General features: G+C 40.2%; 19 protein-coding genes. 5 read left to right on the top strand and 14 right to left on the bottom strand.

Annotated features, from left to right (window positions below; translation table 11 throughout):
* The first annotated feature begins 54 nt into the window (after positions 1-54).
* From IPZ60_RS07235 to IPZ60_RS07220, 4 genes are read left to right on the top strand one after another with little or no spacing between them, the layout of a single operon-like run.
* The gene (locus IPZ60_RS07235) at positions 55-270 is read left to right on the top strand and encodes a hypothetical protein (protein WP_045447035.1); all 216 of its coding nucleotides are present in this window, start codon (positions 55-57) and stop codon (positions 268-270) included.
* An 11-nt stretch (positions 271-281) separates the two neighbouring features.
* On the top strand, positions 282-1,484 hold the full coding sequence (locus IPZ60_RS07230) for a site-specific integrase (RefSeq protein ID WP_194197174.1): 1,203 nt from the start codon (positions 282-284) through the stop codon (positions 1,482-1,484).
* Complete coding sequence (locus IPZ60_RS07225; protein ID WP_194197173.1) at positions 1,481-1,771, top strand: hypothetical protein; 291 nt, start codon at positions 1,481-1,483, stop codon at positions 1,769-1,771. Before IPZ60_RS07230 ends, IPZ60_RS07225 begins: the two co-directional genes overlap by 4 nt.
* A 10-nt stretch (positions 1,772-1,781) precedes the next feature.
* Positions 1,782-2,102 carry a hypothetical protein gene (locus IPZ60_RS07220; protein ID WP_194197172.1) on the top strand — a complete coding sequence of 107 codons (321 nt, stop codon included), beginning with the start codon at positions 1,782-1,784 and terminating at the stop codon, positions 2,100-2,102.
* A gap of 506 nt (positions 2,103-2,608) precedes the next feature.
* Here the strand turns inward: IPZ60_RS07220 and IPZ60_RS07215 are convergent.
* The 14 genes from IPZ60_RS07215 to IPZ60_RS07150 form a co-directional block, all read right to left on the bottom strand.
* Positions 2,609-3,829 carry a DUF819 domain-containing protein gene (locus IPZ60_RS07215; RefSeq protein WP_194197171.1) on the bottom strand — a complete coding sequence of 407 codons (1,221 nt, stop codon included), beginning with the start codon at positions 3,827-3,829 and terminating at the stop codon, positions 2,609-2,611.
* A gap of 56 nt (positions 3,830-3,885) precedes the next feature.
* A complete protein-coding gene (locus IPZ60_RS07210; RefSeq protein ID WP_194197170.1) occupies positions 3,886-4,584 on the bottom strand; it encodes a M15 family metallopeptidase in 699 nt (232 codons plus the stop codon).
* A gap of 339 nt (positions 4,585-4,923) precedes the next feature.
* Positions 4,924-5,748 carry a M48 family metallopeptidase gene (locus tag IPZ60_RS07205; RefSeq protein WP_194197169.1) on the bottom strand — a complete coding sequence of 275 codons (825 nt, stop codon included), beginning with the start codon at positions 5,746-5,748 and terminating at the stop codon, positions 4,924-4,926.
* A 28-nt stretch (positions 5,749-5,776) separates the two neighbouring features.
* The gene (locus IPZ60_RS07200; RefSeq protein ID WP_194197168.1) at positions 5,777-9,085 is read right to left on the bottom strand and encodes a type I restriction endonuclease subunit R; all 3,309 of its coding nucleotides are present in this window, start codon (positions 9,083-9,085) and stop codon (positions 5,777-5,779) included.
* Positions 9,085-9,711 (bottom strand): TIGR02646 family protein, encoded by a 627-nt coding sequence (locus IPZ60_RS07195; protein WP_194197167.1) that lies wholly within the window; start codon positions 9,709-9,711, stop codon positions 9,085-9,087. The genes IPZ60_RS07200 and IPZ60_RS07195 overlap by 1 nt, the downstream gene beginning before the upstream one ends.
* A complete protein-coding gene (locus IPZ60_RS07190; protein WP_194197166.1) occupies positions 9,695-11,149 on the bottom strand; it encodes an AAA family ATPase in 1,455 nt (484 codons plus the stop codon). The genes IPZ60_RS07195 and IPZ60_RS07190 overlap by 17 nt, the downstream gene beginning before the upstream one ends.
* Positions 11,150-11,550: 401 nt before the next feature.
* Positions 11,551-12,039 carry an Arc family DNA-binding protein gene (locus IPZ60_RS07185; RefSeq protein ID WP_194197165.1) on the bottom strand — a complete coding sequence of 163 codons (489 nt, stop codon included), beginning with the start codon at positions 12,037-12,039 and terminating at the stop codon, positions 11,551-11,553.
* 532 nt (positions 12,040-12,571) lie between these two features.
* A complete protein-coding gene (locus IPZ60_RS07180) occupies positions 12,572-13,873 on the bottom strand; it encodes a DUF6161 domain-containing protein (RefSeq protein WP_194197164.1) in 1,302 nt (433 codons plus the stop codon).
* Entirely contained in the window at positions 13,863-15,089 is a 1,227-nt protein-coding gene (locus tag IPZ60_RS07175) for a restriction endonuclease subunit S (RefSeq protein ID WP_194197163.1), read from the bottom strand. Before IPZ60_RS07175 ends, IPZ60_RS07180 begins: the two co-directional genes overlap by 11 nt.
* On the bottom strand, positions 15,079-16,614 hold the full coding sequence (locus tag IPZ60_RS07170) for a type I restriction-modification system subunit M (protein ID WP_194197162.1): 1,536 nt from the start codon (positions 16,612-16,614) through the stop codon (positions 15,079-15,081). The genes IPZ60_RS07175 and IPZ60_RS07170 overlap by 11 nt, the downstream gene beginning before the upstream one ends.
* A gap of 445 nt (positions 16,615-17,059) precedes the next feature.
* Entirely contained in the window at positions 17,060-18,025 is a 966-nt protein-coding gene (locus IPZ60_RS07165) for a GTP-binding protein (protein WP_194197161.1), read from the bottom strand.
* Positions 18,026-18,030: 5 nt separating this feature from the next.
* Entirely contained in the window at positions 18,031-18,318 is a 288-nt protein-coding gene (locus IPZ60_RS07160) for a hypothetical protein (protein ID WP_194197160.1), read from the bottom strand.
* A gap of 79 nt (positions 18,319-18,397) precedes the next feature.
* Entirely contained in the window at positions 18,398-19,303 is a 906-nt protein-coding gene (locus IPZ60_RS07155; protein WP_194197159.1) for a polysaccharide deacetylase, read from the bottom strand.
* Between the two features lie 90 nt (positions 19,304-19,393).
* Positions 19,394-20,767, bottom strand: coding sequence for an amidase family protein (locus IPZ60_RS07150; RefSeq protein WP_194197158.1), 1,374 nt, complete (start codon positions 20,765-20,767; stop codon positions 19,394-19,396).
* 511 nt (positions 20,768-21,278) lie between these two features.
* On the opposite strand from IPZ60_RS07150, the gene IPZ60_RS07145 reads away from it, so the two are divergent.
* A complete protein-coding gene (locus IPZ60_RS07145; protein WP_194197157.1) occupies positions 21,279-21,947 on the top strand; it encodes a hypothetical protein in 669 nt (222 codons plus the stop codon).
* The last annotated feature ends 204 nt before the right edge of the window (positions 21,948-22,151 follow it).

Here is a 22,151-nt window from a genome sequence, read left to right as displayed (position 1 = left end):
TTGTTATTTTGATAAAACAACCTAGTTATTTAATTGGCTTACAAGGAATTTATTATGTCACATACCTACCTAACTACCCAAGAGCTTTCTGAGCTCATCAAATATAACCCTCGTACTATCCGTAATGAGCTCAAGGATAGTGTGCTTATCGAGGGCATTCATTATATACGCCCGTTCGGTGGTCGTAAGATTTTGTACATTTGGGAGGAGATTGAAAAAGATATGCGCACTGGCATCGCCGGTAGCATCAACGCCATGGCACTACAATAAGGAGAAATAGGATGGCTAGTATTAGAACCCGCAGAGGTAGCAATATGCTATTTGTCGATTTTTATTATATGGGTATACGCTGTCGGGAGACGACAAACCTGACGGACACTCCAGCGAATCGCAAAAAGCTTGAAAAAGTGATTGAGAAAATGGAAGCAGAAATCATCCTAGGTTTGTTTAACTATGCTAAGTACTTTCCAAAAAGTGATAAAGCGGCAGAAATGGTAGCGTTAAACGATCGCAAGGAATGCATTAATACCGATACGCCCTCTTTTGAACAGTTTGCAAAATTATGGTTTTCTGAAAAAGAAATTGAATGGCGTGATACTTACAAGCGCAAAATAAAGGAGATTATTGATATGTACTTGATTGTTAAGTTTGGGACTAAGCCCATTCATCTCATAAAAAAGACAGATGTATTAGCCTTCCGTTCATCGCTCGCCAAAGTAACGTACGGAAAAGCTAACAAACATCTGTCAGCGGCACGCATCAATTCGATCATGGTACCTTTAGGTATGATACTAAAAGAAGCAGCTAAACGCTATCAGTTTGATAATCCTTACTACGATATCAATGCACTCAAACAGCCTAAAACGGATATTCAACCATTCACACTGAATGAGGTTTGGACGTTTATTAACGGTGTGAGAGCAGACTATCGCAATTATTATCTGGTACGTTTTTTTACAGGGATGCGTACGAGTGAGATTGATGGGTTGACTTGGGAAAACATTGACTTTAATCGACGTGAGATTGTGATCAAACAAGCTTATGTCAAAGGCAAAATTGTTCCTCCTAAAACTCAGGAGTCTTACCGTGCGATTCAAATGTCACCTTGGGTCTATGACGCTCTAAAAGAGCAGCAGACAATTACTTATGGACGCTCTGATTATGTGTTTTGCGCGCATACAGGTGAACCACTTGATTATAACAATGTGAATAAGCGTGTTTGGCACCCTACTCTTAAGATCTTGGGTCTCAAGAAGCGTAATGCCTATCAGAGCCGTCATACTGCAGCGACGTTATGGTTAGCTGCTGGCGAAAGTCCTGAGTGGATAGCCAGCCAAATGGGACACTCTACGACCAAGATGTTGTTTAACACGTATAGCCGTTACGTACCGAATATGACTAGGCAGGATGGTAGTGCATTTGAAGCATTGGTCAATCGCAGTCAGATTGCTCAGGTATCTACTGACAAGGAGACGTCACAATGAAAATCATTGATTACGATAAACTGCATGCGACGTTCAAACCTAGTGGCTATGTCAGTAATGACGCAAACAATATAGGTAACTACCTCATTTGTGAGCTCTGTATTCAGTCAGGTAGTGGTTTGGCTCGTTTCTTAAACGTGGATAGTTGCTTTGATAATCATATGGCGCTGCGCATATGGGTTCAGAAACGCTTAGATGCCAATCCTGACTATGTACTTGATGAGATGCGTGGTCAGCTACGGAGTGCGCTTTACGAGCTACTACCACACACTGGCTATGGGTACTAAGGAGAATATTATGAGTATGAACTTCGTCTTTGATTTAGCTCTAGAGGGTACAGCAAAGCATTTGTGCCATGAGTATTGGTCTTATGTGTCCCCTAGTGATTATATAGCGCATTTGAAAATACTTTGTTATGACCACGACATGGAGCTTGATGCATTATTTGCTACGCTTGCAAAATGTCAGGTTTATTTAGATGACATACACTGTGAGTACTGTGGTCGTCCCTATCAATTAGATGTTCCAGCAGATATACATTATGCAAGGAGATTGAACTCTTGGTTCTGTGATGGATGTATCAGCTTTTCTGGTGGGCAGCTTGTCTTAGGTAGGTAGAGCTTTAGATAGTGAGGAGTATCTGCTAGATTTGAATCAGAAAAATAAAAAAAGCCTCAGCTCATAAGTTGAGGCTTTTTCATTTTAGTCAGTTCAGCTATATTTTAACTAAAACTTTTATAAGATTACACCTTACAGACTACGCTAGCTTCTTTAGCCTTATCATAGGCCCCGTAAGCATCTAGTGCTAAAAAATAACCGTCATCAAGATATTCTTTTGTACCTTTTTAAGTGGAGCTTTCCAATCTAGGCTAAAGTCTCATCTGAGGCAGAAACCGAAGGACGTATGTTAGCTGTGCAAGTTAAGGTGGGGCATGCAGGCACGCCATAACTAGAAAGTTTTTCAGAAAGTAAATAAAAAGCAAGCCACCTCTAGTGGCTTGCTTTTTATTTCTTAGTCTATATTTCCTGAACAATATATAAAAACGTACAACTGATATGGTTTTTTCTTGTCTAACCTTCAAGAAGTCAAAGGTCGACACTGATGGTATTTTCTATTTTAATAACTACATACCAATCTGAGTCACTAGGAAATATACAATAGTGCCTACATAATTTCCGATTACATAGCCTACCGTACCGATAACCAAGATAGGGCCTACTAAGTTAGCCCAACCCTTACTAATAGCTAACGCTGCCGCAGTCGTCGGACCACCAATATTGGCATTACAAGCCAGCACTACTTCTTCAACGCTAAACTTGAACAGTTTACCCACTCCCATGGTGATCGCTAAATTGACCATAGCAATTATCAAGACAAATACAAACAGCAGTGGTGCTTGAGTCACTATCAAACCAATTGATGCTGGAATACCGATGACTACAAAGAACAAGTAAATGCAGTAAGTACCCAACTCTTGACTACCATTAAGCTTTTCAAAAGAGCTTTTAAAGATAGAAACTATTATAAACGTGATTGTCGTTAACAAAAGATACTTATCAGTAATCAAACTAATGATAAGGCCAACTACAATATTATCGCTAGTGCCCAATAGCGCCTGTAAAAATGCTGATAGCTTGAACGAAATTAATACGATTAGCATTGAAGCAGCCAAGCAAATCGCAATATCTTTTAAAGAAATAAGATTGGGCTTCCAGAATGCTTCGGACAATGTACGACTGTTTAACATTTCCGGATTTTTCTCAATTGCATCGGTATGTGGCGAACCCCATATGCGACGTACAATAGGTATTCCAGCTAAGCCAATTAATATCAAGAAGTAAAAAGCCATCATCATATTGTCAGCCACAATAGTAGCTGCATTAATGCTTTCACTTGGTGCTAACTTGGCTGACATGGCGGCGTAGTTCACCCCTCCACCACTGTATGACGCTGAAATCATGCCACTTACTTTGTCTAATTCTGGAATGTAATGACGTAGAGCCATAAATGCAAGAATAGTACCAACCATAGTTGCCATAGACGAAGCTAAAAACAACAGTAATAATTTCCAGCTCTCTTTAATAAGAGACTGTATATTGGTTTTGAACAATAGCAAAGGTATTGCTAGTGGGACGATATAACCCCAGACGATGTCATATGTAGGTGCATCTGTTGGGATGATTTTTAGGTTGGATGCGGCAATAGCAATTAATAGTGCAATGACAGCACCTGGAATTTTACTTGCCCATTTATAACGTTGTTCGATAAAAATAGCAGAGGTTGCTGCGACCATAACAAACGCCCATAAGGCTAAATGATCATCTGCTTGAATCAATGTTTCCATAATATTCCTCCTTTAACTTGATATAGACACGTCTCAAAATGGAGAAGTAGTAGTCATTAATGGGTCACAGCATCCCAATGAGCGGCGCCATAAACGGCATGATTTTGTTGGTTATAATAGGCCCAAAGTGGATTTCCATAATCAAAATGCCACCATTCAGTGGGTAAGTTGGTGAAACCCACATTACTCATAACTGAATATAACAAGCGTCGGTTTTGACAAGCAGGATGCTCAGGCTGATCTTCATAGAAATGAGTATGTGAGCGTTCTGTAGGTTCATCAAAATCAGCACCCATATCTAGCCACTCACCTGTCTCACGCTCAAACAGAGTGATATCTACAGAGCCCCCTGTTAAATGCGGGCTAATAAAATCTGCTCGCGCGGGCGCAACAAAATCTGATAGAAGCTGTTGTTGCTCACTGACACTAAGATGTGGATACTTAATCTTAATAGTATTACCAACTTCTTCTTGAAGGGCTTTTTGCACAGCACGAGAACGCCAAGCATCAAGTACCAAAATACCTAGATGGTCAGGAAGTAAGTTAGCAGCTTGTTGTAATCTTTGGGTAACAGAATGCCTGGCAACACAAATATTGATGGCATGAGGAATATTATGATCAAAATAAATGGGAAATTGCTTTAGGTTTTCCGTATTTGGGATGGTTAGCAATGACTCATTTGATTCAATAATAGAAATATTTTCTATATTTTTCCAGCTATGCTGGGTAGATGTAGGTATGGAAGATATAAGCATTTCATTTCTCGAAATAGTCTTGTAGCTGTTTTTCTAATAGCGCACTGTAAAGATACAGCTGATACTTAGATCAAGTTAACTGGCAGTTATAAAGTAAGACAAAAGGTGAAATCAATTTAGCATTCATGATAATTTTCTAAAGGATCTAAAATTATCGCCATCAATCAACAATAAAGACATTTGTTTGTTCTTATACAGCAGGCAAGTATACCAATAATATATATATTAGTAACCTAGAAAAGGGAGGATTATAGAAATTAGAATGCATCTTATGAAAGTTTCGATAGATGGGACTATCTATAATCCTAGAGTCATTGCCGTAGCAGCAATGACTAATACTCACTCATTCAAATAAAGCTCAGCCATCCCATCAAGCCTAGCTTTCACCTCTTTCCAGTTCGGCATTACTTGCGTTAGTAGCCGCCAAAAGTTTTCGCTATGATTATGCTCAGCGATATGACAGAGCTCATGTAGTATAACGTAGTCAATGCATTCCTTTGGTGCTTTTACCAAATGCGGATTAAGTATTAGATTGCCTTTAGTAGAGCAGCTACCCCATTGTTTTTTCATTAACATCAGTCTCAATGAAGGACTATTTTTTACCCATGAAGCCTTATGTATCAAGGCATCAAGCCTCTCTCTAGAGATTGATGTAAATTTATCTTTATACCATTTATCAATTAGGCTTTTGACGATAGTAATTCGTTCTTCACTATTTAATGTAGAATCGCTTTGAGACAATTCTACATTTAACTTACCGCGACTAAGCTTCACAGTGCTATGTATTACATTGGCAGTTTCTATATTGGTTATCACTTTTAACACGTAACGACGGCCTAGATAAAATTGGGTTTCACCGCTGACATAACGCTTGAGCAATACATGATCTTGTTGTTTGGCAAAACCTTGTAGGCTTTGCCATATCCAGCGCGCACGCTTCATCATGGCATCATAAATCATCTCATCGGTAGCATCGACAGGTGCGGTGGCAACCACACGCTGATCAGGATGTACTTTGATGACCACTTTGCGAGGCTTGGTCTTTTTAGCAATCAGCTTGTCGCTTTCAGGCTGGTTTATCTTTTCTTTATAAGTTACTTCTTTACGCACAACTTCATAGTCAATTTTATCTTGACCATAATAAAACACACCATTCTCAGTCATTGCCTACTACCCTCTTGCTGCTCTTAGGCTACTTGTCTCTTGAAAGTCCAAGACGGGTAATCTTTAGCACTTCCTCGATGAGCTGTTGCGCTTTATCGATACCCAAATCCATAAATAACATCGGCAGCAATTTGACACTAATAGCATTTTCGATCTCTGCTGGATTAATAGAATACTCAGCCACTGCTGTCTTAACGATATTATCAATCTCAAAGGCGTAAGCGACTAGCTTGTCGTTATCTAACTCTTTATCTATCAAGAAATCAGCATCAAATAAGTGCTTAAACAAACCAAAATATGCCTGAGCATGTTTGTTTAACTTACCACTATCATCGATAAACTCATTCGGTACATCAGCGACATCACGGTCTTTGACGGCTTGCTCAAAGTCAGCAAACATCATGTATTGCTTCACTGGCGCATCGAACATTGCCTTGGCATCCGCAATCGCTTGCTTAAGCAATTTAGAAAAATACTCTTGGGCATAAGGATCATCAGCCAAATCTTGCTCAATCATCTTAGTAACACGACCAGTGATTTTATCGGTTTGGTTGCGTGCTTCATCGTCACTCATCGCTTCAGGCTTAACGTTTTCTCCCAGCTTACCTAAGTTATCGACTAGATAAACGCCCTTTGCTTCTTTCACCTCAAGCCCTGCAATATGCTTATCGAGTAAGCTGCGAATATCTGCTTCATACTCATCGTAATCGATGGTTTCATCAGCATCCTCGCGCACTTGCTTGCGTAGATTAACAAAGGCTTTTAGATCCTGTTTATAACGATCACGTTTGCTATCAAATGATTTGTCTTCAAAGAAAGACGCCGATTGCAATGCAATTTTCATGGCGTTAGAAAACTCGGTCAAAGCCGCATAGAAATCATCACGTTCTTTGAGCTTGGTATCGACTACTCTGCCGTCGATCTCTTGCATCTTAGGTGCTAGCACTTGTCTTAACGCTTGCCCATCCTGTTTATTCTTCACTGATGAGAATATCGCCCACAGCTCGCTATGTAGTCTTGGTAGCTGCTTATACTCAGTATCCATCGCGTTATACAGACCTTTGAGGTCTTCAATATCAAAGCCTCCTTGCGTACGTTCTGCTAAGTCTTGGTATTTCTCAATGGTGATATCCAGCTCTTTTAGGATGCCACGATAATCAATCAGATAACCAAAACGCTTTTTCTCATGCAAGCGGTTCACACGAGCAATTGCCTGAATCAAATTATGTTGCTTTAAGGGCTTATCTATATACAGTACGGTATTCTTTGGCTCATCAAAGCCCGTTAGTAGCTTATCGACAACGATCATAATATCAGGGCCATCGTCCTGACTAAAGGCTTCTATGATAGCTTTGGTATAGGCTTTTTCATCACCACCATATTGATTGGCGACATTATCTTGCCACCAGTTTTGAACAATGTCTTTTGATTCACCATCAACGGTGTCATGCCCTTCACGGGTATCAGGTGGTGACATGGCAACCACTGAGGTCACTTTGCCAATCTTATCTAATGCCATTTTATAACGGATAGCTGAGGCTTTAGAGTCACAAGCCAACTGACCTTTTAGGTGCTGCTGTTTAAAGTTTTGGAAGTGATCAGAGATATCATGAGCGATCAGCTCAATACGACCTTCAACCTGATAGATTTGACCTTTTTGGGAGAACTTACGCTTGAGATCCGTTTTTTGATCATCGGTAAGCTTTTGGGTGATACGGTCAAACCAACTATCAATAGCTTGGTCATTGGTATTCAATTCAGGGATACGCTCTTCGTATAACAATGGGGTAACGGTTTTGTCTTTGACTGCTTGCTGCATGGTATAAGAGTGAATGATGCTACCGAATTTGTTTTCGGTCTTATCATCTTTCAGTAACGGCGTGCCTGTAAAGGCAATAAAGGCAGCGTTTGGCAGGGCTTGTGCCATACGGATATTATTCTCACCGTTTTGGCTACGGTGACCTTCATCGACCATGACGATGATGTTTGGACTGTCGTTATAACATTCATCATACTTAACGGCTGAGCCAAACTTATTAATAATAGAGAAGATAACGCGTTCATTACCATGCCCGATTTGCTGCGCTAGGCGGCGACCAGAAGTTGCCATGGCATCGGATTTATCTCGATCGCTAAGTACACCACCAGAAGCAAAGGTTTTACTAAGCTGAGTTTCTAGATCGACACGGTCGGTGACGATAATGACGCGGCACTTGGCGAGTTCTTCTAACCAAATAAGTGCTTTGGAGAAAAACACCATCGTAAAAGATTTACCACTGCCTGTGGTATGCCAAATGACACCGCCCTCACGACTGCCCTTTTCATCGAAACTACTAATACGTTCAATCAGGGCTTTGATACCAAAGACTTGCTGATAACGGGCGACAATTTTGCCCACTTTTTTATCAAACAAGGTAAACATGCGCGTCATCTCAAGTAGACGCTGTGGCTGCAAAAGACTGATGATTAAACGGTCTTGATCGGTAACGACCAGATCACCCCCAGCAATCAATGACTGATATTCATTTTTAATAGAAGCAGGACGATCACCAAACAAATTATCAATTTGCTTAGGACTGAGTACTTGGTTCTTTAAACGATGAAACTCAGGCTCAGAGATCTCTTCTTCGACCCATTTTGCCCAAAACTTCTCAGGCGTACCGCAGGTGGCATACAGACCATCATTACCATTGATGGCCAGTAATAACTGGCTATAGGCAAATAGATGCGGAATTTCTTTTGGCTTTTGATTGCGAATATGCTGGGACACCGCTTGGGCATTGGTCGATTGCCACTCTCTACTCGAATCAGGGCGTTTGGCTTCGATCACTGCCAGCGGTAGACCATTCACAAAGCAGACGATATCAGGTCTACGACTACTCGTGCCCTCGCTATTCAGTACCACCAGCTCTTCGGTCACGTGAAAGCTATTATTATCGATGTTATTCCAATCTATCAGAGCGATGGTTTGCGAGGTTTTTTTACCATCGATAAACTCAGTCACGGTCACGCCATATAGCATGGCGTTATATAACGCCTCGTTTGCCGCCTGCAAGCCTAAGTTCATGGCAGGGTTTAGCTCGTGCATGATCTTATCAATGGCGCTGTCTGATAGATGATGCGCCTTACCTTCAAATGTAAAAGTTTGCTTGGCTAAAAATGCACGCATAACGGGCAGGAGCATCACTTGATTGGTGGCTTTGTTTAAAGCAACCTTTGAGCGCATGGCATGGCATTGACTGGGCGAAATAAACTCATAGCCCAATGTAGTCAGCAAGGTTAAGGCAGGGACTTTTGAGCTGAATTCTTCGGCGAAGTTGATCGTGTTATTAGACATTACGCCACCCATTGTCTCAATGCATTTATAGCAATTGGCGCAAAGGCTTCAAGTTTGCCATTCTTAGGATGCGATAAATCATCAATGACCATTTGGATTAAATCACTATCATCTATGAGATCATTAGGATCGATGCCATTACCTAATAATAAAGCTTGTACAAATTGCCTTCTTTGCTCAACCAAAGATTTATTGTCATTGCCCAAATTTAATACGCGAACAGTTTCTTTGGCCTGAGCAGTTTTGCCTTCCACTCTACCACTTAACTTAAATTTTAAGTCTGTCTCACATTCAATATCAAAAGGCGTAAGTGGCAATGGCTGCGAACCATGTGCATTATCGCATTGCTTAGGTGTCCTACAACTGGCTACTATATTGGTATAATCAAGGCTTTTATTCGGTGCTATTCGTCTAGCTAAGACATGTTCATTCATGCAATCTTTGCCATTCCCCGAGATGGGTTTACAGCAGTATGCACAAAGATAGAACTGTTCTGTGGCACAAGCAAGCCGGATATCTTCTCTTTCTACTTTATTCAAGTTATCATAATTGCCATGAGGGTTTGCTCGCTTCCAGCGGGTAAGGGTTTGTGGCTCAAACCCTGCTTGCTTAGTTATTTTTCGCAAGTTGCAGCTCCTTTTTACGAAGCAGTAATCTTGCTTTGGCAAGCTCCATATTTCCTGATGGCAACTCATTTTCTAACGTCTCTATCAAGATCTTTGCAGTGACAATATCAGCATCCTGTATGGCATCTAAAAGATTGCCAAGCTGTTCGTTAATGTCATGATCACGAATGTCGGTATCCATCACCTCTAGCAATACCGTATTGACATCTTCTCCATATAAAGGAGGCAGTGCGATGATCTCGCCATCATTTAACAAGTAGACTAAAATATCTTTTTGGTCGCTAATAACTAAAGGCGAATGTGTGCTTAGTATGATCTGACAATTGGGGAAAGTAGTCGTAAAGCGCGGCACTAAGTTACGCTGCCAACTAGGATGCAAGTGCATATCGACTTCATCTATCAAGATGATGCCATCACCGTGCAAAGGATTATCCAATTCAGGATTCATCATAGCTAGGCGACGAGCGATATCACCTACTAATGCCATAAGTGATTTCTCTCCTTGCGAGAGCTGTAGCACATTTAATGATCGACCGTCTTTATCAACTGCCATATGTAGGCGTGGCTTACGCTGAACGCGAATATTGCTGAAATCAGGCATAAAAGCTGTAATAGCATTTCTCACTGCGTTTAGTTGTTTGTCTTGATGTTCGTCGTCTACTTTCTTAATAAGATCCATGGCTTTCTTTATATTTTCAAACTCCTTCCTTAAAAAATTTATATCTTTTACATTTGCTTCGTTAATTCTTTCTTCATAATTACTAATTAAACTGTCTACTTCTATAAATTCAGCAAAGTCATTTGCCATAAATTCGTCAAATCTTCTACTCTCTTCCTCATTCTCAATATCTTCACGCTCACGAAACCATTCAAAAAATCGCCGAAAGTCTACGCCTTGATTGAGCGCACTGTCATAGCCGTCTATTTGATCAAAGTTATGCTTGCTTCTGATTTTTAACGGAATGTCCAAGACTGAACGTTCGACTGGATAGTAAGCAATCAAAGGCAGGCTGGCACTGTCATTATCGGTGAGCTTCTGACGGTAATTATCTACCAGCTTAGAAAGTTGACTTAGATTGCTAGACTTCTCACTTTTACGCCCTTTTCGTACTTTTACGAGCGTCCATTGGTATAATGAAAATGATATCTCACTATCCATTTTAATATCATCGGACAAGTATAATGAAATACCAGCAGCTGACGCATTGTCTATGATATTCAGCTCATCGATGGTCGTGCCATTACCTTTTTCAGTGCGCAAACGTGCAACGAACCAGCTTAAAGAAGTTGCTAGTGCGTTTAGTATGGAAGTCTTACCAGCACCGTTATTACCAATGAATACCGTGACATTCGACTGATAACTCTCAGTTGGGGCAAAGTCTACCTCAAGGTTTTCAAAGCGTCCTAGATTATTTAGCGTGAGTTTTTTTATGTCCATGAGTATATCCAGTCGCTTTTTTATGTGATCGATCTATAAAGAATCTTATTTTGCGAGAAGTATTAGAATTATCAGTCTAACATCCAACGCGGAATGTACTCATTCCTATAATCCTTAATCCATATAGTGATAAAAGTTTTGACGGCGTATATACCACCTATCGTATAAATCGCCATATGAAAAGGCATAAAGGATATCGATTGAGTCAAAAACTCAATTTCATTTGGAGTAAAATAAGTAATCATTAAAGTTGTAATTAACATGATAGTAGCTACTAGCAATGCTCTACCAGAGAACATCAAACAATAGACAATCGAGTCAAACGTATTAAAAATAAAGTCTTTCATAGACACTCTCGTTTTTTTAATTATTGAAAACAATATTCAATTACATATTTTTAGCTACTTATTACTTTCAAGATACTTCATATGTTTATCAGTTATGTGATCTTCAACAATTAGCCAATTAAGACTGCCAACACCGTCATCTACTATATCAAGGTGATGCCCACCCTCATACACAAAAACATTCTTGTTAAAGAACATAAACCTATCTTTTAATGAACGTGACTCACTCATGTACTCCAAATACATCTGTATATCTTTCTTTAAATCACTTAGTTCCTGTTTAAAATCGATGTCAAACGAGTTAATCATTTTTCCGTGAATAATACGTTTTATCCCATTTTCTAGATTGATAATCTTAACGCTAGATGGGTTTACTGAATACAGAGTTGAAAGCCCTCTATCAATCAAATCAATCATTGCCGAATTGAGAGATAGATCATGCTCTTTAGCAAATTCGGCAATTTCATCATGTTGCTCTTGAGGCATCCTAATTTGAGAACGTTTCCAATCATCTTGGTTTTGAGTACGAATCTTGCTGCTCATCTTAACCCCATATTTTACGACATCAATTTAGTGTTAGCACTATTATAGTGTCATATTTTAATTGGTGTCAATACTTATTAACTCTTGACTATGGTTTGGTCGAATGAATATAATTGCCATATGCTAATGTTTTTGTATGATTCGTTAGCAAACAACTTCTCTAGTGGTTGGGTTTACACTTGGTGCTCTCTTACTGATTCCCATGGATCTATCCTTTGACCTACAAGTCAAAGTGTTGTTTTCTGTACTTAGAACGTATAGATACTTAAAAAGGAGAAATGACGATGAATAAGTTGAAAAATTACGTAAGTTGGAGCGCGGTATACTGGGAGTGCAGCTGCAAGTAAGCACTAGTGCCAACCCGTTGTGGAGAGTATTACCGTAGGTGCAATTCCTTAGCTCCCTCCAAATTCAAAACCGCCCTAATTAGGGCGGTTTTCTTATTCTAGTATTATCTAATGCCTTAGAACTACTGACTACTCCAAAAGCCGCGTAAGGTGCGGCTAGTACATCTTAGATCCATCATACACCTCTACCTATTAGACGACGTATTAATAATCTCATGTACTCCAGGCATAGTTGGACTAGAATCACCTGATATAAGCCCTGTATCTGCTCGGCTAAACAAGGCTTGTAATACAATACTGCGTGCATCGGTATCAAAATCATCTTTTTCATGAGTCAATGACAGATATAGATAGGTCAATTGCTCTCGCTCTTCTGCATCACGTTGCAAATGGTAAGAGCTAAATACCAATTTTGAAAGTGCTTTTATAGCAAAGGCATAGACTGAAAGAAGGGTAATAAACAGGACAACCCCCTGCAGACTATCTATACTTATCTCAGTAGCTTGAGCATTTACCCACGTATAAAATAAAACACCAAAAATGGCAAGTCCAACAGCGACAAATCCTGAAAGAATGAACGCCCACCGATTGCCTAACTTTTTATAGTCCTCTGCTTTGGTGTTCCAGTAGCTAGCAGCAGGCTCTAAACGTAATTTTTCTTTATACGTATTTTCAAGGTTTTCAACTTTAACAAGCCATTGATTGAATTTTTTATTATGAGACTCATGTAAATTTTTGGTATCCGTCTTGTATGATTCGGCTGTACCCTTTTTCCAATTATCGAATTCTTCCTTAGATTTATTCACGTCTGTATACAAGTTATCTCGTATCTCAAGAATATTATCTTTTAAGTCTTTCACGGATTTGGCTTCGAGAGTTATCCTATTTTCTAAACCGTTCTCACCTTGCATCTGAAATTCGTAAGCTATTAGAGCACCTTTGAAGCCTTCTAAACTATTTAGGTTGGTAAATGTAGGTTTTTCAATGAAAGCTTCAAAAAAACTACTAGCTGCTATTGCGCCGGACTCGTTAAATATATTAAGTCCTTTTCTACAAAGTACATGTTCGGACCATATCCAGTGATTGAACTGACCCCCGTTAAGACCATACTGGACAGAGTTTATAGCCATTTTTATTTTATTGTCTTGGTCTGGCTGGGTATCAAATAAATATCCATGTAACTCAATCTCAAATCTGTGATTTAAATCTTGGAAGCATCGACCAGTGCTCATTATTAAATAAACTAAAGGGGTCTTTTCTGTTCTAAAGTTATGCACTTGAGTTCGCTCTTCAAGACTCACTCTTTCATTTATTTGAAGAGGCTCTTCAGCTTTAATCCAAAACTCTGTTTCAGAAGCTATAAAATCTTGTAGTTTATATAGAGTATTAAATTTGAACTCTTTTCCTGTCGCATCTTTAAATGAAATGTCTATTTCTCTATCTTGAATATTTCTCGGGTTGATGTTATTTGTAATGTCAATATCCATCAAGCACCCCCCCATCAACCACCCGCTTCTTACCCGTCAACAAAACCTGCATCAACGCCTTTTTCTCTTGCTGCAAATCAGCTAATTGCTGCTCAAGTAACTCAATTTCTTTATCGGCATTGGTTAATACGGTGGCGATTTTTTGTTGTTCTTCTAAAGTTGGTAATCCTACTGGAATACTTTCACAGTTTTTCTTGTTCATATACTGAATTGTCGTCTTTGAAGCTATACTTTCCATATAGGGTTTCTGGTATGAAAGCCAATAAAACAGATATTCGTTATAGACCTTTTTGCCACAAATAAAAGCGTGAAGCTGTTGGTTTAAAACTACAGTTTCTGAAGCTATTGCTGTTAATCCCAAATCTCCTACAGCTGCAATGACAACTGCACCTTCAGGTACTAATTTAGCTCCACATTCATCAATAACACTTTGTGATATATAATTTTTTTGCAGTTTAGAGGGTATATAACGCCCTTGAAACTCTGGCGTGGTTACCCATGGGATATCCCCATCAAATTCTTTAGGTTTATTTCTTCCAGGCACAATTGATTGACAAATATCACCTACAGGGTATTTCTCCCACTCACCCTCAAACCGATTACCCGACTCATCAAGCAAACGCTTTTTACCCGTCAGCAATTGCTGCATCAAGGCTTTTTTCTGCTGGGTGCTATTCTCAATCAAACGCTCAGTCGTGCTAATCGCTTTATCCCAAGTGGATAGGATGTTGCCAATTTTTTGTTGTTCTAGAAGTGGTGGAAGTGGAATACGCATTTTCTTTAGGATTGCTGCATTTACGTTTTTCTGTGCTCCTCCAGCTTCACCAGATGTAATATATTTCTTACCGTATTCTGAGTTAATAAAGCGACAAATATAAGCTGGTAGTGCATTAGATGTATTTAATCTAGTAATTAAAGATGTGAAACACTGAGCATTATTATATTTTTCCGGCACTACAGCAGATACGCCAGGATAACCAGTTCTAACAGTTAATATGTCTCCTGTTTTCAACCGTTTATTTTTATGTTGTTTCTCATACTCTTCATTTACAAATAGAATATCTGAATCGTCAATCCAACCATCTTTTATATTTAGGTTACGTAACATTCTAATGCCATCGTCACAATATGCATGAGTTGCTGCGCTAGCAATGCCTACCATTATTTTTTCAGATATATCATTTAGATATACAGATTTCCAACCTTTAGGCACCATAACCCAACTCCTTTAAAAACCCTGCCATCTCAGTCTCTAGACTCTCTAACTCAGCCTTTAACTCAAGACGCTCAGCACGCACCGCATCCAGATCAATCTCCGCCTCTTCCTCAAAGGTATCGACATAGCGTGGAATATTTAGGTTAAAGTCATTTTCTTTTATCTCATCAAAGCTCGCTAGATACGCGTATTTATCGACGCTTTCTCGCGCCTTATACGTCTCAATGATTTTAGCAATATTATCTTCAGTCAGCTGGTTTTGATTTTTACCTGATTTAAACTCATTACTGGCATCAATAAACAGAACTTTGTCATTGGTCTTGTTCTTTTTAAACAGCAGAATAGCGGCTGGAATCCCCGTCCCAAAGAATAGCTTTTCGGGTAAGCCAATCACCGTATCGAGCAGGTTTTCTTCGATGAGTTGCTGACGGATTTTACCTTCACTTGACGCACGGAATAGCACGCCATGTGGTACGACCACACCCATGCGGCCAGTCGCAGACTTGAGCGTTTCAATCATATGACTGATAAAGGCATAGTCGCCCTTAGTCTTGGGCGGTACACCGCGATGGAAGCGACCGTAAGGATCGCTGCTGGCATCCTCATGACCCCATTTATCCAGTGAAAACGGCGGATTGGCCGTCACCACATCGAACTGTAATAAGTGCTTGCCGTCCTTATCGAGTAGCAGCGGATTACGGATGGTATCGCCCCACTCGATACGGTGGTTGTCCTCGCCGTGTAGGAACATATTCATCTTGGCCAGTGCCCATGTCGAGCCAATGGCTTCTTGACCGTATAGCGCATACTTCTTGGAATTTGAGTTGTTGCGTACCATCGCCCCGCACTTAATGAGTAGCGAGCCTGAACCACAAGCTGGATCACAGATTTCATCACCCTCAACAGGCTCAAGGATAGTCGCTAGCAAATTGGACACTTCAGGCGGCGTATAGAACTCGCCAGCCGTCGCTCCACTACTAGCGGCAAAATGCTTGATTAAATACTCGTACGCATTACCAATCACATCGAGACTACCGACACGCTCAGCACTTAGATTCAGAATGTCTTTACCAAAATCTTCTAATAGGTGGCGTAGCAGCTCGTTCTTTTGCTTTTCTTGACCCAGTTTATCGGTGTTAAAACTGATGTCTTGAAAGACATTTTTGAGCTTCGTACCGTTGGCTTCTTCAATCGCATGTAGCGCCTCGTCAATACGTTGACCGTTGCCCGGCTGATGGCGCTGCTCGTATAAGTCCCAAAAGCTTGCGCCTTCAGGCAATACAAAACGCTGCTTGGACATCATGGCGTGGATCAGCTCGGGGTTGTCGCCGAACTGCTCGACCAGCTTATTGTACTCATCGCGATATACGTCAGACAAATACTTTAAGAACAGCATGGTTAAGATAAAGTCTTTATAAGTATCGGCACTGATGACCCCGCGAAACGTGTCACAAGCATTCCATACGGCTTTATTGATGTCGTCTTGATTGATTTGGGTAATATGACTGGCAGTACTGTCGGGCATTTGTTATTCCTTAACGCGCTGGGAAATTGCTGGTTATTATAGTGAGGTAATGATAGCAGGGTCTAAGATAATTGGCAGATGTCATTGCTGAAAAATTCGATTATAGTAGATATTTAGCAGAACTAGGAAGTCAGACAAAAAAACCCCTAGTTGCTAAGCTGAGGATGTTTTGTTTGCTAAGTTATGTTGCCTTTAAAGATAGCATCCATTCAAATTATAGTGTGCTCTTGCTATCTCTTAATTATGAAGATAACTAAGGTAGTGGCGACAAGTATGCTTTGGTATGTTACTCAAATGAACGGACAGTTCTAAGATAACTTGCTATACCTACAATACTAAAAGTGAGACCATACATATTGAGGCGAATAGTCCTAAAGATTGGCTTGAAAATCAACTTGCTTTAGTACCAGTGCAGACGATGTTTGAACCTAAATACATGAGTAATTCAGCTTTGTCCTAAAAAAGAAGATAGAGAAGCTAGTAAAGCTTCTTGATTCATCCCCTCCCCTATAAATACAATATCTCCAGGTCTAGAGACGCTTTTCTCAGGCGGTAAAACTTCAGGTTGCTGCATGATCTTACGTACAGACTGCAGTAATAGCGCGCCTTCATCCGTATGCAAAACACCCTTAACTCGCAGGATCGTATTACCTCGAGCGTGCAGCAAAGCTGAGAGCCATATAGTAAACCCAACCCAATCTACTTCTTTAGGAATCGTCAACGAAACCACAGTCGTTGATGCGCACGCATTAGTGAGAATCGATTCGTAGATTTCGGTCGGCACTGGTAGTAGAGGTACAGGGCTTTCGACACCGAATGTGGATAAGGAAATTGGTGCAGCTGGATTGATTTTGCCAATGGCTGAAACTAGGTTCGATAAGGACTGCTCGGACGCTTCCTCTGATTTTGCAATGACAATACGATCGGCTGATAAAACTTGCTGACGACACAATGTGTCAGTCTTTAGCGCCACATGAAAATGTAGGGCGTCAGCCATGATGATAGTTTCTTTGAGGACGAAATGATAAATCAAAACGGGATGCTCTTTAATAGCAACTATGATTTCTTCGGGATCAGCTAAGCCGCTTGTTTCTATGATCAGAGTATCAGGCTGATCAATAGTTAAACCGATTGACCTTCCACTCGTTCGAAACTCAGCTACTTCAAGTAATGCTGATATCAGCTCTTCTTTACCCTTAGGAGTACCAGCAGTTCCGGTCAAAACAGTGACACTCATCGCCTCACCTAACAGTAAGTCATCCACTGGTTGCTGGGCCGCTTCTTGAATGAAAACTTGAGCGTTGCCAAACACTTTGGTAAAAAGCGCATGACGCAGCCATGTCGTCTTACCTGAACCTAAATAGCCGCTCAATAGAACGATATTAAGACGATTTTCCTGAAATATTTGCATTAAGGTCAAGCCATTGATTGAGTTTCTAAGGGGTCGATTGGAAAACCTTGAAGGCGTTCTACTTCAGCCCACAGCTCGGTTAAATTATTGACCATTACTCTAGCCCCACCTGGACATATCAGCTGAATTTGCGGGATCACCCCATCGGCATAAACTGAAAACCCATAAGGTTTCAGCACTCGCTTCAAAATGGATACTCGATTAAACATCGCCCTGAGACGGATACCACCCTTCTGTGCACCTGCTTCTGTCCAATGTCCTAGGGCAGCTGGGTTTCCACATGCACTACACATGGCTGTTCTCCCTATATATGATCTTAGCAGTACTTTTAACAATGCCACCAAGATCCATGAATTCATCAATACAGTGTTCTTAAATAACTTCCGGACGCTTACCGCCTTCAAATGGGAAACGTGTGCGGAAATCAGCAGCAATATCTTCGAATGGCATCCAAACAACACCTTCATGACCATTGATATAGTCAATTAGACGCTCAAGCATCATGAGTACATGTGGACGTCCAGAGACATCGGGGTGAATTGTAAAAGGAAACACAGCGTAATCCATATTACGGTATACCCAATCGAATTGATCACGCCACATTTGTTCAATATCACGCGGATTGACAAAGCCATGGCTGTTAGGGACGTTTTTCATGAACAACATTGGTGGTAAATCATCCACACACCAGTTGGCAGCAATTTCAACCAAATCAATCTCGTCGCCATGGGTCATAGGTTGCATCCACTCTTCTGCAGTTTTCGAGTAGTCAATGACAGTCCAATCATCGCCAACTCTAGCATAGAAAGGCTGAAAATCACGGTAGCCTTGGCTATGGTCATATTTAAAATTATATTTAGCAAGAATCTCAGGGGTAGATTTAGACATCTCCCACCAAGGAGCAACATAACCACGTGGACTTTGCCCAGTCAACTTAGTAATCAACTCAACGGATTTTTCCATCACGGCTTCTTCTTGAGCGCGAGTCATAGCAATAGGGTTTTCATGCAGGTAACCATGCGCACCTACTTCATGACCATGATCAACAATCATTTTGGCAATATCAGGAAAGGTCTCAAGACTATGGCCGGGGACGAAAAATGAGGTGCGTAGATCATACTTCTTAAAAAGCCTTAACAGGCGCGGAACGCCAACTTCAGACGCCCAAACCCCGCGCTGGATGTCTGACGGGCTTTCACCGCCACCATATGATCCAATCCACCCTGCTACTGAATCTACATCTGTACCGAAGCCGCATATAATAGTTTTTTTACTCATGTCTCTCTCCTTTGACACTTTTAGTTTAGTTTTATTTCTTTAAAGATCTTATATTTTCTTTACTTATTTATCAGGTAGTTATTAGAAGTTTTACTGTAGTAGCCTTTCAACAGTAAGTGCTGCCGCCAGCAAGTCATTTTCTCGGCCACCGGGCATTGACATTAAAATACTGGTCGGCATTTGGTTCTGGTCTATTCCATTTGGTAAGGCAACACCACACCAATCGAGGAAATTACCAAGCGCTGTATTACGTAGCATGAGTTTGTTAGTACGTACATACAAATTACTATCTTGTTCAAGCGGTTTAAGTTCAGGTGCAGTAATAGGAGTAGTGGGGAATAGCACAATTTGATCACCTAGAATTTGGCTATTTTTTTGAATTAATCTTGCGCGCTCTCTTTGGACAACAATTAAGTCACGTGCGGATATGTTCTCCGCACTAATTATACGTTCAAGTACCCGTGGATCCATCTGGGTCGCGTGCTCAGAATGGACAAGATCCCAGTGCAATTCCAACGCTTCTGTGCCAACCAAGGAACCGTGGTTAGCAGCAAGGGTCTCTATTTCTCCAAACTCATTGCTCACTCCCCGAGTGATCATTGCCCCTTCGCTTTCTAAAGCGCGAACACTGGCTTCAAAATTCTCTATCACAGCATCTTGTGCATCTTCAAAGACAACATTACTAGGAATAAAGAATTTGAGTTGACTGATAGATGTTGGCTTGGGCATTGCGACGTCTCGCCCGTTGAGAATTTCTGACGCACCGATACAGCTTTTTAGGTCAGCAGCAAGTGGACCAAAGGTATCCAATGTCGGTGAGAGTGGAAACGTACCACCTTTTGGAAACGCTCTACTAGAACCTTTATAGCCGACTATGCCATTTAATCCAGCAGGAATACGTATCGAACCCCCAGTATCACTGCCGACAGAAAGTGGTACTAGTCCGCGGGCGATGGCGACGCCGCAACCTGATGACGAGCCACCAGGAATACGAGCAAGGCCTGTACCATGTGGGTTTTGAGGAGTACCAAAATGCGGGTTAAGACCTAGACCAGAATAGGCAAATTCAGTCATATTAAGACAGCCTATCGATATGAGGCCAGCTCGAGTGGCATTTACAACCATATCGGCATCATGAGTAGCAGGTGCGTTAGATCTTAATACAATAGATCCTGCGGTAGTGACTCGACCTTCTATATCAAAAAGGTCTTTCCATGCGATAGGGAGACCATCCCATAGACTAAGTAGATTACCTTCACGGTGGCGTTTTCTAGAAGCATAGGCTTCTTTCAGCGCCCGTTCTTCGAGCAACTCTGTAAAAATAGCGGGATCAGAAGCTCTTATGTTTGCAAATGTCTCTTCAACAATCGCTACCGGACAAAGACTACCTTCTTTTAGGCGAGCTGCTATATCCATAGCTGAAACAGAGTCTTTGGTAATGTTGCTCGCAGTCCGTGTGATCACAATACACTCCATTTTGTTAGATCTATTAATTAGATGTTATATTACAAAATATAGTCTAATAATAAATAGAATTTTACTCACTAAGTAATTATATTTTTTATAAAATCTAAAACATAGAATTTTACAATATGAAAAAATTTAGGGTAAAAAATTTATTAAATGCAGAATCAAAAATTAATGTCAACTTAATTAATTATTTATTACTCATAATTGAAAATAATACTATCCGTATTAGAATTACACTTCAATAATAATTTTTATGGTCGTATCATTAGATGATTCCTATGATGTAATTACCTTCGGTTGTAATAATATATAATTTGAAATTGGTTACCTTGTATTAATATCGTTGTTACTTCACTATACAACTGTACACATTTTTTTTGCAAAACCTATTTCACCAAATATCAAATTTAGTTATAAAAAACACTCAATATAAATATCTAGGGGGCTGTAATAGATAGGAATTAAAGATCACACCATTTTCTTAGGATTCTGAGCTGATTAGAGAGTGAATCAACTTTCTATCGAGATTACCTTACTCAATATTTATACGAGGGAAAGCTGTAGAACCTTATCGGCTATTGTATATGGTCATAAAGAGTCAATTGAGATCAAAGTAATACCAAAAGGAAGCCTGACATTTGAAAACCAACCTGTTCAAGGTGCCGAGCAACGCTTCACTTATAGGTATGATGATGAGGTGATCGAAGAGTTAGTCGATATCAAATACTTTACCCTTAACTCTTTAAGTTTTTATGGATTAATTAAGCCTTTAGGAGAGTATTCAGTAGCGACGCAAACAGAGGTCATTCCCAAAATAGCAAGCATTGATTATTCGAGGCAGTTTATCAATGAACGTATCTGCACAGACAGTAGCAAAAAAATACCAGTAAATTTTCATAGCCTAACTTGGTCGCTATTACGTGCCAGCGCAAGTACTGCATGGCTCTGTATAGACATTGAAATCTATGAAAATTCGTCAGAATGCTATCAACTCGATACTTATGGAGATATATCACAGAGCAAAAAAACTTTGCAATATCTAGTAGAAAATATCAATCTGCATCAGATATCTGAGCTTTACCCTTCTGCTAATACGATACTTTCACTTCATCTTTTACTCCTAAACCATCTCTATATTCACACCACTCACCTACAAACTCTAGCTAATTCCTGAGTCACTATAGATAGAATTGTCATCAGTTTTGTCTACAAAAGCTCAGAAGCGTAGTAAGACGTCATCAGCTGTCGCTTAATTTAAGTTTTTGCCTCAAAACCTCACAAATTGGCTTTCAATTGTTTGCTAATACTCGTAAGTTATTAGTGGAGGTCAATACACGGGATACAACGACCAAGTCATCAACTCAATATCTTAGTGGGA

The sequence above is a fragment of the Psychrobacter sp. NG25 genome (genome assembly GCF_015234355.1).
Taxonomy (GTDB): Bacteria; Pseudomonadota; Gammaproteobacteria; order Pseudomonadales; family Moraxellaceae; genus Psychrobacter.
The sequence above is the reverse complement of the archived record's forward strand: the minus strand, read 5'-3'. Positions and strand labels throughout refer to the sequence as shown.

Excerpts from the sequence above, each read along its gene's own strand:
- IPZ60_RS07235 (WP_045447035.1), top strand. The coding sequence starts at position 55 with ATGTCACATACCTACCTAACTACCCAAGAGCTTTCTGAGCTCATCAAA.
- IPZ60_RS07230 (WP_194197174.1), top strand. The coding sequence starts at position 282 with ATGGCTAGTATTAGAACCCGCAGAGGTAGCAATATGCTATTTGTCGAT.
- IPZ60_RS07225 (WP_194197173.1), top strand. The coding sequence starts at position 1,481 with ATGAAAATCATTGATTACGATAAACTGCATGCGACGTTCAAACCTAGT.
- IPZ60_RS07220 (WP_194197172.1), top strand. The coding sequence starts at position 1,782 with ATGAGTATGAACTTCGTCTTTGATTTAGCTCTAGAGGGTACAGCAAAG.
- IPZ60_RS07215 (WP_194197171.1), bottom strand. The coding sequence starts at position 3,829 with ATGGAAACATTGATTCAAGCAGATGATCATTTAGCCTTATGGGCGTTT.
- IPZ60_RS07210 (WP_194197170.1), bottom strand. The coding sequence starts at position 4,584 with ATGCTTATATCTTCCATACCTACATCTACCCAGCATAGCTGGAAAAAT.
- IPZ60_RS07205 (WP_194197169.1), bottom strand. The coding sequence starts at position 5,748 with ATGACTGAGAATGGTGTGTTTTATTATGGTCAAGATAAAATTGACTAT.
- IPZ60_RS07200 (WP_194197168.1), bottom strand. The coding sequence starts at position 9,085 with ATGTCTAATAACACGATCAACTTCGCCGAAGAATTCAGCTCAAAAGTC.
- IPZ60_RS07190 (WP_194197166.1), bottom strand. The coding sequence starts at position 11,149 with ATGGACATAAAAAAACTCACGCTAAATAATCTAGGACGCTTTGAAAAC.
- IPZ60_RS07185 (WP_194197165.1), bottom strand. The coding sequence starts at position 12,039 with ATGAGCAGCAAGATTCGTACTCAAAACCAAGATGATTGGAAACGTTCT.
- IPZ60_RS07180 (WP_194197164.1), bottom strand. The coding sequence starts at position 13,873 with ATGGATATTGACATTACAAATAACATCAACCCGAGAAATATTCAAGAT.
- IPZ60_RS07175 (WP_194197163.1), bottom strand. The coding sequence starts at position 15,089 with ATGGTGCCTAAAGGTTGGAAATCTGTATATCTAAATGATATATCTGAA.
- IPZ60_RS07170 (WP_194197162.1), bottom strand. The coding sequence starts at position 16,614 with ATGCCCGACAGTACTGCCAGTCATATTACCCAAATCAATCAAGACGAC.
- IPZ60_RS07165 (WP_194197161.1), bottom strand. The coding sequence starts at position 18,025 with ATGCAAATATTTCAGGAAAATCGTCTTAATATCGTTCTATTGAGCGGC.
- IPZ60_RS07160 (WP_194197160.1), bottom strand. The coding sequence starts at position 18,318 with ATGTGTAGTGCATGTGGAAACCCAGCTGCCCTAGGACATTGGACAGAA.
- IPZ60_RS07155 (WP_194197159.1), bottom strand. The coding sequence starts at position 19,303 with ATGAGTAAAAAAACTATTATATGCGGCTTCGGTACAGATGTAGATTCA.